Below are 10,682 nucleotides of genomic sequence, written 5' to 3'. Positions count from 1 at the left end.
GGCGCCTTGGCCTCGTCCGCCGGCGCCTCCGGCTCGGGCTCCGGCTCCGCCGGGGCCGCCTGGCCGATCAGCCGCTCCAGCCGCGGGCCCACCAGGCGCAGGAACTTGCGGTGCTCACGCTTACGGTCCAGCACCGCGACCTCCAGCTGACCGACCGGAGGACGCTCGCCGCCCGGCTCCGTCAGCGCCGTCAGCGCCACCTCCAGCGCGTCCGACAGCGGCATGGCCTCCCTGTAACGTTCCTTCAGCCGCCCCGCCACCGCGTCCGCCTGGCCGCCCATCGCCGCGAACCCGTGCTCGTCGAACACCGAGCCGTCGAACGTCAGCCGGTAGATCGCGTCGCCGTCGGGCGAGTCGCCCACCTCGGCCACCACGACCTCCACCTCCAGCGACTTGATCGACTCGGTGAAGATCCGGCCCAGGTTGGAGGCGTACAGGTTGGCCAGCCCGCGGCCCGTCACGTCCGAACGGTCGTAGGTGTAGCCGTTGATGTCGGCGTAGCGGATGCCGCCCAGACGCAGCTCCTCGAACTCGTTGTAGCGGCCCACCGCCGCGAACCCGATCCGGTCGTAGATCTCGCTGATCTTGTGCAGCGCCCGCGACGGGTTCGGCGCGACGAACAGGATGCCGTCCTCGTACTGCAGCACGACGACGCTGCGGCCCCGCGCGATGCCCTTACGCGCGTAGTCGGCCTTGTCCCGCATGATCTGCTCAGGGGACGCATATCCAAAAGGCATGGACACCGAAGAGGTCCTTTCTAGCGCAGCGGGGCGATGGGGCCGTCAGGGGAGATCAGCCGGGCTTGCAGCATCTGCTCGACATAACCCGACACCTGCTCCTCCGTCAGGCGGCGGAAGCCCTCGTCGTCGATCACCGACACGATCGGCCAGATCTTCCTCGTCACGTCGGGCCCGCCGGTCGCCGAGTCGTCGTCGGCCGCGTCGTACAGCGCCTGGATCAGCGTCATCGCCATGTCGTCAGCCGACGCGCCGTCGCGGTACAGCTTCTTCAGCGCCCCGCGCGCGAAGATCGAGCCCGAGCCGATCGCGTCGAACTTCTCCCGCTCGTACGGACCGCCCGCCACGTCGTAGCTGAAGATCCGCCCCCCGTCACGGTCAGGGTCGTAGGCCGCGAACAGCGGCACCACCACCAGCCCCTGCATCGCCATGCCGAGGTTGCCGCGGATCATCGCGGCCAGCCGGTTGGCCTTGCCGTTGACCGACAGCGTGCGCCCCTCCAGCTTCTCGTAGTGCTCCAGCTCCACCCGGTAGAGGCGGGCCATCTCGATGCCGGTGCTGGCGGTGCCCGCGATGCCCATGCACGAATAGTCGTCGGCCCGGAACACCTTCTCCACGTCCCGCTGGGAGATGATGTTGCCCGACGTCGCCCGCCGGTCGCCCGCCATCACCACCCCGCCGGCGAACGTGGCGGCCACGATCGTGGTCGCGTGCGGAACCTGGTCGCCGATCGGCGTGGCCAGAACCTCATCACGCACCGGGAGCAGCCCCGGCGCGTGTGAGCCGAGGAACTCCGTGAACGACGAACTCCCGGTGTTGTGGAAAAGCTGGTTCATCAAGCCGGCGGGCAGATCCCTTTGCGATGCCACGCGACTCCCTCCCAAACGTCACTGTCCCTAGGGCGACCCTACTCATGTTGCGTTGCTGTCTGCACTTCCCACGATCAGCTCACGGCGAACCGTTCACCAGATCGTTTCTTTACGCTCGCGACCCGCCGTGCGATTGTCGGTATGTCTGCACGTCCTGAACAGGAGGCCGACATGACACTCCCCCGCCGGCCTGCGGCGATCGCGGCCCTCACCGTCCTCGCGCTCTCCTCCTGCGGGACCGGCGCGCCCGCCGGCACCGAGGACGTCACCCTGATCATCGCCGCCAACTCAATCTCCGGCGGCAAGAACTCCGAGTCCGCCGACTGGATCAAACGCTGGGTCATCCCCGAGTTCGAGCGGACCCACCAGAACGTCAAGGTCCTGTTCCAGCCCAGCGGCGTCAACGACGAACAGTACAAGACCAAGATCGCCCTCGACCTGAAGTCCGGGACCGGCGCCGACGTCATCGACCTCGACGGCATCTGGGTCGGCGAGTTCGCCCAGGCCGGCTACGTCAAACCACTCACCGACGTCGGCGGCCCCACCGTCGACAGCTGGGAGGGCTGGTCCCAGATCCCGCAGGCCGTCCAGGGGCTCGGCATCTTCGACGGCAAGAAGTACGGGCTGCCGCAGGGCACCGACGGCCGCGTCCTGTTCTACAACAAGACCCTGTTCGCCAAGGCCGGCCTGCCCGAGGCGTGGCAGCCGAAGAACTGGGAGGAGATCGTCGCCGCCGGGCAGAAACTCAAGGCCGCCGGCGTGCCGGCACCCATCCAGATCAACGCCGGCACCGCCATGGGCGAGGCCACCACCATGCAGGGCGTCCTGCCGCTGCTGGCCGGCGCCGGATCGGAGATCTACACCGACGGCAAATGGACCGGCGCCTCCCAGCCGCTCAAGGACGTCCTGGCCTTCTACCAGCAGCTCTACAGCGCCGGACTGAGCGACCCCAAGCTGCAGCAGGAGGCCAAGGGCCGCGACAAGTCCTTCGCCCAGTTCGCCGCCGGGAAGATCGGCATCCTGGCCGAGAGCGACTACTTCTGGCGCTCGGTCATCGAGCCGAAGGCCGGCGTCGCCCCCATGGCCGACCGCGACACCGCCGTCGGCTACGCCAAGATCCCCGCCAAGACGCCCGGCGGCGGCATCCGCGGCCAGGACTTCGTCAGCATGTCCGGCGGCGCCGTACGCGTGCTCAACCCCAACTCCAAGAACCCCAAACTCGCCTGGGACCTGCTCGCCTTCATGCACTCCGCCGCCGCCGTGAAGTCACAGCTCGCCGGGCAGGCGCGGATCAGCCCCCGCACCGACGTCAACACCGAGGTCCTCGGCGCCGACCCCATGCTGGAGTACGTCGCCGAAGAGGTACTGCCCGTCACCGCCTACCGGCCCGGCCTGGCCGTCTACCCGCAGGTGTCGGTGGCCCTGCAGGAGGCGACCGCCGCCGTCGTCAGCGGCAGGGGCGCCGACGAGGCCGCCACCGCCTACCAGAGCAAGCTGGAAGGACTCGTCGGTGGCGCCGACCACGTCACCGCCGGGTGACGCCGCGGGACTGGGAAAGGCGCGGGCCGCCGCGTTCGTGCTGCCCGCGCTCGTCCTCATCGGCGTCTTCCTCGTCTTCCCCGCCCTGTGGACCATCTACCTCGGACTCACCGACTACCGGCTCACCGGCCTGGCCGCCGCCGACCCGCAGGTCGTCGGCCTCGACAACTACACCGACGCCCTCACCGACCCGCGCTTCCTGACCTCCCTGTGGCTGACCGTCGCCTACGTCGGCGGCTCGGCCGTCATCGGCCAGGCCGGGCTCGGCTTCACCCTCGCCTGGATCCTGCGCGGCCGCACCGGCCCCGTCCGGCGAGCCGTCGAAGGCGTCGTCCTGCTGTCATGGATCCTGCCCAGCACCGTCGTCGGCTTCCTGTGGTTCGCACTGCTCGACCGCGACGACGGCACCCTCAACGCGCTGCTCCACACCCCCGGCCTCGCCTGGCTGCTCGACCACCCGCTGCTGTCCATCATCGTCTTCAACGTGTGGCGCGGCACCGCGTTCTCGATGATGCTCTACTCCGCCGCACTGGAGAACGTGCCGCCCTCCCACCTGGAGACCGCCCGCCTCGCCGGCGCCGGCGTGCCGCAGCAGCTGCGCGACGTCGTCCTGCCCCTCATCAGACGCCACGTGCTGACCAACCTGCTGCTGATCAGCCTGTGGACCTTCAACGACTTCACGCCGTTCGTCCTGACCGGCGGCGGCCCCGAAGGACGCTCGGAGATCCTGCCCGTGTACGTCTACAACATCGCCCTCAAAGGCGGCGAACTGGGCGCCGGCGCCGCCGTCTCCTTCCTCATCCTGCTCATCAACCTCATCTTCGCGCTGGCCTACCTGCGGCTGCTGCGCGGCAGACGCAAATCCCTCACAGGACCACCGGCATGATCCGCCACACCGTCGGACGGCTGGCCGCCACCGTCCTCATCGCCGTCGCCCTCGCCTTCTTCACCCTGCCGATGCTGTGGCTGGCCAGCGCCCCCTTCGACGCCGGCCCCGCCATCACCACGTCCGTCCCCGAATTCACACTGCGCAACTTCGCCGCCATCCTCGACAACCCCTACGCGCTCGGCTCCATCCGCAACTCCCTCATCCAGGGAGGCGGCGCCGCCGCCCTCGTCGTCGTCCTGGCCGCCCTCGCCGCCTACGCCCTGTCCCGCGTCCGCGTACCCGGCCGCGACGTACTGCTCTACCTGCTCCTGCTGCTGTCGTCCGTCGTCACCGGCACCGCCGCCATGGTCCCCATCTTCGAACTCGCCACCCGGCTCGACCTCATCGACACCCACCTCGGCGTCATCCTCGTCGTCTCCGGCGGCCTCCTGCCCGCCGCCATCTTCATCCTCAAGGACTTCATGGACGAGACGCCCACCTCCTACGAGGAATCCGCCCGCGTCTTCGGCGCCTCACCCCTGCAGATCCTGCGCCACATCGTCGTCCCCCTCGTCCGGCCCGGCCTCGCCACCATCGCCGTCTGGGCCCTCGCCAGCGTCTGGGGCGGATTCCTGTTCCAGTTCATCCTGCTGCGCGACCCCGACAAAGCCCCCGGATCCGTCATCCTCTACACCCTCTACACCGAAGGCGGCGCCCCCCGCCTCGACCTCATCTCCACCTTCTCCCTGCTCTACTCGCTACCCGTGGTCGCCATGTACCTGTTCGTCTCCCACCGGTACGGCTTCCGCTTCCACGGAGGGATCAAACGGTGATCACGCTGCACCGGCTCACCAAGGACTTCCCAGGCGGAGTACGCGCCCTCGACACCCTCGACCTCACCATCGGCGACGGCGAGTTCTTCACCCTCCTCGGCCCCTCCGGCTGCGGCAAGACCACCCTCCTGCGCACCGTCGCCGGCCTCGAAACCCCCACCTCCGGCACCATCCACATCAACGACACCGACGTCACCCCCCTGCCCCCCGGCCGCCGCGACGTCGCCATGGTCTTCCAGGACTACGCCCTCTTCCCCCACATGACCGTCTCCGACAACATCGCCCACCCCCTGCGCATCAAAAAGGTCCCCCGCGCCGAACGCGCCACCAAAGCCGCCGACGTCGCCCACCGCCTCAGCCTCGCCGAACTCCTCCACCGCCGCCCCGCCCAGCTCTCCGGCGGCCAGCAGCAACGCGTCGCCCTCGCCCGCGCCATCGCCTGCCACCCCACCGCCTTCCTCTTCGACGAACCCCTGTCCAACCTCGACGCCCGGCTCCGCCTCGAAGCCCGCACCTTCCTCAAACGCCTGCAACGCGAACTCGCCGTCACCACCGTCTTCGTCACCCACGACCAGGCCGAAGCCCTCGCACTCGCCGACCGCATCGCCGTCATGTCCCACGGCCGGATGATCCAGATCGGCACCCCCGCCGACGTCTTCCAACGCCCCGCCACCACCTTCGTGGCCGCCTTCATCGGCTCCACACCCATGAACCTGCTGCCCGGCCGGCACACCGACGGCGCCCTCCACGTCGCCGGCGCCACCCTCCCCGCCCCCACCGGCACCCCAGAAGGCGACCTCGTGTACGGCGTACGCCCCGAATACATGGACGTCCTGCCACAAACCCGCCCCGACGCCTTCCCCGGCACCGTCTCCGTCCTGGAGAACCTCGGCACCAGCACCCTCGTCACCCTTGAGAACGACGGCACCCTCATCCAGGCCGTCGTCCCCGAGGGCGACGAACCCGCCATCGGCACGCCCGCCTGGGCACTCCCCCGCCGCTCCCTGCTCTACAAGGACGGCCACCTGCTGCAGGCCCCGCCCCGAAAGCCCGTCTACACCGGAACCGCCCTGCTGTAGAAGTCATTCCGCATCGCCTCATCGGCGCGGATCAACTCCTCGACCTCCTCCTCGGACAGCTCCGCGACATCCCACATCGGGACGGTCGCCTCCAGGTACGACCACGCCCGCCGCACCACCCCGGCATCATCCCTGAACTGCCCGATGCCCGAATTGCACGGCAAACAGAGCGCGTAACGCACGTCACCCGTACGGTGACAATGATCCACATGCTCGGGCGGACGCCCCCAGCAGATCACACACAGACCATGCTGATCGGCGATCATGCCCTCGACATCGTCAGGGCGGATCCGGTAACGCTGGGCCAAGTGGTAAGCCCTGGTCCGCGCCACAGCCTTCGCACCGCGCGCCTCCGGCGGGATCACAAGATCGGGCCAGAGGACCTCACCTTCGAGATAGTGGGCGGCCACCTCCAGCAACGCGGTGCTGTCGCTGAAGTGCCCAAGACCGTTGTTGCAGTTGAAACAGAGAATGCCGCGCACCAGGCCGGTCGCGTGACAGTGGTCGACGAACGTGCCGGGGACGACCCGGCAGATGGCACACAGACCTTCCTGCTGGGCGAGCATCCGGTCGAAGTCGTCCTCGGTGATGCCGTAACGGCGCTTCAGGTGGTAGTTGCGAGTGCTGCCGTGTTTCTGGATGCGGTCCTCGCGCATCACCGTGTTGTGGCACGGCTTGCAGTACGCGGCGAGCCCAGACCTCTCCGCCCGATTACGCCCGAACTCCGTTACAGCCTTCACTTCCTTGCAGCGCGGGCAATACTTGCTCCCCGCAGGCACCTCGACCTTCTCGCGAACGATCTTTCCCTGCTCGGCCTTGCGCTTGCGGTAACTCCGCGTGGAGCGCACGGCGAAGCATGGCTTGCAGTAGCGGGCGAGCCCATCACTCATCCGCTTGTTGGCCCCGAACTCAGAGACCGCCTTGGCCTCCCCACAATCCGAGCACCACTTAAACCCGTCGGGCACATCCACCCGCCAACCTCCCCCCGATGTCCGTTTCGCCCCCTACTGACCGCCTTTCTGTACATAGCTCCTGACAAATTCCTCTGCGTTCTCTTCGAGAACTTCGTCGATTTCGTCCAGAATTGCGTCCACGTCGTCCGTGAGCTTCTCCTGGCGCTCCTGCACATCCGGTGCCGCCGACGCCTCGGTCTCCTCGACCTCGGACTCGCGCCGACCGGCCTGCTTCTGGCCGCCGGTGTCCTTGCTTGCCATGTCCTACCTACCTCCGCTTGGGGGACTCCTCTGAGGGATATCTTCCCCGAACCGGCAGACATTTCGCGCGCATCGCGCCGCGATCTTGGCGACTTGACTAGATAGCTTCGCTATCCAATACTGGATCCCTGGTCACACAGGAGGTTCCGATGTCCCCCGCGTCCTTGAGCACGGCAGGTGTGCTTCTGATCACAGTCCCCGCAGTGGCGTTCGGCGGCGTTTCGCTGCTGACGTTCCTCATGCGGAACGTTCCCGGCTATCGCGACAACCCGGTGCGCCGGGGCCTGTGGCGGGCGGGGCACGCGCATGCGGGGGTGCTGGTGTTGTTCAGCTTGGTGGCGATGCTGTACGTGGATCAGGCCGACCTGTCGGAGGGCCTGAAAGGTGTGGTGCGCACGCTGATCGTGGCGGCGCCGATCCTGATGCCTCTGGGCTTCTTCCTGTCGGTGGCGCGGCCGGGTGACACGAAGCCGAACCGGTTGATCTGGTTGACGTACGCGGGTGGCGCGGGTCTGGCGGTGGGCACGCTGACGCTGGGGGTGGGGCTGCTCTGAGGAGCGATCGAGCCGAACCCCCGCCGGCCGGGGGTGGTCAGTCGCCGCCGGTGAGGGCGGCGACGAGGTCGGCGGCGGTGCGGCAGCGGTCGAAGAGTTCGCCGACGTGGGCCTTGGTGCCGCGCAGGGGTTCGAGGGTGGGGACGCGCTGGAGTGATTCGCGTCCGGGGATGTCGAAGATGACGGAGTCCCAGGAGGCGGCGGCGACGGATTCGCTGTATTGGCGCAGGCAGCGGCCGCGGAAGTAGGCGCGGGTGTCGTTGGGCGGGTTCTCGACGGCGCGCTGGACGTCTTCCTCGCTGACGAGGCGTTGCATGCGTCCGCGGGCGACGAGGCGGTTGTAGAGGCCTCGGTCGGGGCGGATGTCGGAGTATTGCAGGTCGACGAGTTGCAGCCGCGGGTGGTTCCAGGGGAGGGAGTCGCGGGTGCGGTAGCCCTCCAGGAGTTCGAGTTTGGCGACCCAGTCGAGTTCGCGGGACAGTTGCATGGGGTCTTCGGCGAGACGGGTGAGGACGGATTCCCAGCGGTCGAGGATGTCCTTGTTCATCTCTTCCTGGGCGGTGCCGCGTTCTTCGACGTACTTGCGGGCTTGTTCCAGGTATTCCATCTGGAGTTGGACGGCGGTGAGTTTGCGGCCGTCGCGCATGGCGATCTCGTAGCGGCAGGTGGGGTCGTGGGAGACGGCTCGCAGGGCTTGTACGGGGTTCTCGACGGCGAGGTCGCGGCTGAGGAACCCGTCTTCGATCATGGCGAGGACGAGTGCGGTCGACCCGAGCTTGAGGTATGTCGATATTTCAGACATGTTGGCGTCGCCGATGATGACGTGCAGGCGGCGGTACTTCTCGGGGTCGGCGTGCGGTTCGTCGCGCGTGTTGATGATGGGCCGTTTGAGTGTGGTCTCCAGGCCTACCTCGACCTCGAAGAAGTCGGCGCGCTGGCTGATCTGGAAGCCTTCGCCGCGGGAGTCCTGGCCGATGCCGACCTTGCCGGCGCCGACGACGACCTGCCGGGAGACGAAGAACGGGGTGAGGTGGCGGACGATGTCGGCGAAGGGGGTGGCGCGGCGCATGAGGTAGTTCTCGTGGCAGCCGTAGCTGGCGCCCTTGGCGTCGGTGTTGTTCTTGTAGAGCTGGATCGGCGCGTTGGACGGGATGGCGGAGGCTCGCTGTGCAGCGTCATACATCACACGTTCGCCGGCTTTGTCCCAGATGACGGCTGCCCGTGGGTTGGTGCACTCGGGCGTGGAGTATTCCGGGTGGGCGTGGTCGACGTAGAGCCTGGCGCCGTTGGTCAGGATGACGTTGGCGAGGCCGAGGTCCTCGTCGGTGAGCTGGCTGCTGTCGGCGACCTCTCTGGCCAGGTCGAAGCCGCGCGCGTCGCGCAGGGGGTTCTCCTCCTCGAAGTCCCACCTCGCTCTGCGCGCTCTGGCGGCCGAGGCCGCCAGGTAGGCGTTCACCACCTGGGAGGAGGTCACCATCGCGTTGGCGCCTGGCTGACCTGGTACGGAGATGCCGTACTCGGTCTCGATGCCCATCACCCGACGCACCGTCATGCAACACCCTCTGTTCGTCCGGGTCTGTCTATCCGCCGTTTATATGCCCGAGCCTATGCCCTTCACAGTGCCCCAGGGTCACAGAGTTATGGCACCGAGGCCTTTTCAACCTTTACAGCCGGAACTGGTGGGGTTTGTGAGCCTTTGCGTGGCTTGAGAAGCTGCTGGATCGGGCGTTCGGCGAGGGCGTGGACGAGGTAGGAGAGCAGGACGGCCGCGACGGTCGTGGTCAGCGCGACGGCCCAGGGCGGCATGCCGCCGATGAGCACCGGGATGAGGACGACGGCCACCACGGAGTGGAAAAGGTAGAGGGGGTACGTGGTCGCGCCCAGCGCGGTGAGGATTTTCGAGGGCCGCATCCTGATCACGCCGAGGGCGACCAGCGCCATGACGGCGAAGACGAGGGTGACGGTGACGATCACGCTGACGTCGCCGACGGGCATGCTCCTGAACCCGGCGACCTCGATCCGGCCGTGGACGCGTTCGAGCGCGGAGTGCACCGACATGCCGTAGCCGCCGAGAACGTAAAGCCAGGGCAGCAAAGCATTGCCGTGTCTGTGGATGAGGTACAGCGACATACCGGCGACGAAGTAGGGCGCGTACCGGGGCATGACGATCTCGCTGAGCGCCTCGTTCTGCAGCACCTCGGTGACCCTCAGCAGCTCCACCCCGAGCGCGCAGACGAGCCAGGTCCCGGCGAGGACGAGGACGCGCCGGTAGGTGACGCCGATGATGACGAGGACGGCCATGATCAGGTAGAAGCGCAGCTCGGCCCAGAGCGACCAGTAGACGCCGCTGGCGTCCAGGACCCTGAACAGCCGCTGGAACATGCTGGCGTTGACCAGGTACTCCCCCGCCGACAGCTTGGGGTCGAGGGCCTTGGCGCCGGTGAGGCCGTAGACGGCGGCGACGGCGGCCAGGCTCAGCCAGTACGCCGGGTAGAGGCGCACCACCCTGGAGCGGGCGAACGCGCCGAGCCCGCGCCCCCAGGCGCTCATCAGGATGACGAACCCGCTGATGACGAAGAACAGCTCGACGCCGAGGATGCCCAGCCCGGCGACGGGGGCGACTGCGGGGAAGAGCTCGGCGGGCCGTTCGCCCCAGACGGAGGCGAAGGCGATCAGGTAGTGGAAGGCGAGCACCGCCAGCGCGGCGATGAATCTCAGCAGGTCGAGCTCGGCCAATCGGCCGTCCCCGCGAGAATGTCGCGGCCGGTTGGAGTGATCATCCACGCCCGCTTGGACGTCACTTGTGCCCCTCTGGTTCCCTTGGCACCGATTTTCACACGGGGCCTTCGGTGCCGACGAGCAGCACCCGGCTGTCCGGGCCGAGGCCGAGGGCGTCGCGGGCCGGGTCGTCGAGGGCGAGCAGCCCGGCCGCCCCGGCGGGTCCGCACGGCGGGGTCGGGAGGGCACACCTCTGAACTCCAGTCCCCAT

The 10,682-nt window shown here is 68.0% G+C and carries 11 protein-coding genes; 5 read left to right on the top strand and 6 right to left on the bottom strand.

The genetic code is table 11. The features are described from left to right. Together prcA and prcB are read right to left on the bottom strand one after the other, a co-directional pair. Nucleotides 1–737, bottom strand: a 737-nt coding sequence (gene prcA, locus KME77_RS08770; RefSeq protein ID WP_219463799.1) for a proteasome subunit alpha, incomplete at its 3' end; no start/stop codon positions are given. Between the two features lie 20 nt (nucleotides 738–757). Then, nucleotides 758–1,573, bottom strand: a complete 816-nt coding sequence (gene prcB / locus KME77_RS08765; protein ID WP_219463797.1) for a proteasome subunit beta — start codon at nucleotides 1,571–1,573, stop codon at nucleotides 758–760. A gap of 204 nt (nucleotides 1,574–1,777) precedes the next feature. On the opposite strand from prcB, the gene KME77_RS08760 reads away from it, so the two are divergent. The 4 genes from KME77_RS08760 to KME77_RS08745 are packed head-to-tail and all read left to right on the top strand — an operon-like array spanning nucleotide 1,778 to nucleotide 5,925. Further along, entirely contained in the window at nucleotides 1,778–3,145 is a 1,368-nt protein-coding gene (locus tag KME77_RS08760) for an extracellular solute-binding protein (protein WP_219463793.1), read from the top strand. Continuing rightward, nucleotides 3,117–4,031: a carbohydrate ABC transporter permease gene (locus KME77_RS08755; RefSeq protein ID WP_219463791.1), complete on the top strand. Its 915-nt coding sequence runs from the start codon at nucleotides 3,117–3,119 to the stop codon at nucleotides 4,029–4,031. Before KME77_RS08760 ends, KME77_RS08755 begins: the two co-directional genes overlap by 29 nt. Next, complete coding sequence (locus tag KME77_RS08750) at nucleotides 4,028–4,846, top strand: carbohydrate ABC transporter permease (protein ID WP_219463789.1); 819 nt, start codon at nucleotides 4,028–4,030, stop codon at nucleotides 4,844–4,846. Before KME77_RS08755 ends, KME77_RS08750 begins: the two co-directional genes overlap by 4 nt. Continuing rightward, nucleotides 4,843–5,925: an ABC transporter ATP-binding protein gene (locus KME77_RS08745; protein ID WP_219463788.1), complete on the top strand. Its 1,083-nt coding sequence runs from the start codon at nucleotides 4,843–4,845 to the stop codon at nucleotides 5,923–5,925. Before KME77_RS08750 ends, KME77_RS08745 begins: the two co-directional genes overlap by 4 nt. Here KME77_RS08745 and KME77_RS29130 read toward each other — a convergent pair. Together KME77_RS29130 and KME77_RS08735 are read right to left on the bottom strand one after the other, a co-directional pair. After that, nucleotides 5,901–6,896 carry an endonuclease VII domain-containing protein gene (locus KME77_RS29130; RefSeq protein WP_219463786.1) on the bottom strand — a complete coding sequence of 332 codons (996 nt, stop codon included), beginning with the start codon at nucleotides 6,894–6,896 and terminating at the stop codon, nucleotides 5,901–5,903. The two genes, KME77_RS08745 and KME77_RS29130, sit on opposite strands and share 25 nt — an antisense overlap. A 33-nt stretch (nucleotides 6,897–6,929) precedes the next feature. Beyond that, nucleotides 6,930–7,139: a ubiquitin-like protein Pup gene (locus KME77_RS08735; RefSeq protein WP_219463784.1), complete on the bottom strand. Its 210-nt coding sequence runs from the start codon at nucleotides 7,137–7,139 to the stop codon at nucleotides 6,930–6,932. 203 nt (nucleotides 7,140–7,342) lie between these two features. Here KME77_RS08735 and KME77_RS08730 point away from each other — a divergent pair, with 203 nt between their 5' ends. Then, complete coding sequence (locus KME77_RS08730; protein WP_308250620.1) at nucleotides 7,343–7,693, top strand: hypothetical protein; 351 nt, start codon at nucleotides 7,343–7,345, stop codon at nucleotides 7,691–7,693. A 37-nt stretch (nucleotides 7,694–7,730) separates the two neighbouring features. On the opposite strand, the gene dop is transcribed toward KME77_RS08730, so the two are convergent. Then, entirely contained in the window at nucleotides 7,731–9,245 is a 1,515-nt protein-coding gene (gene dop, locus KME77_RS08725) for a depupylase/deamidase Dop (protein WP_246609454.1), read from the bottom strand. A gap of 86 nt (nucleotides 9,246–9,331) precedes the next feature. Then, nucleotides 9,332–10,429, bottom strand: a complete 1,098-nt coding sequence (locus KME77_RS08720) for an acyltransferase family protein (protein ID WP_246609453.1) — start codon at nucleotides 10,427–10,429, stop codon at nucleotides 9,332–9,334. Nucleotides 10,430–10,682 lie beyond the last annotated feature (253 nt).

Origin of the sequence: Nonomuraea rhizosphaerae, assembly GCF_019396405.1 — a bacterium.
GTDB lineage: Bacteria > Actinomycetota > Actinomycetes > Streptosporangiales > Streptosporangiaceae > Nonomuraea > Nonomuraea rhizosphaerae.
Note: the sequence above shows the minus strand (reverse complement) of the source record. Positions and strands in the feature narration are given on the sequence as shown.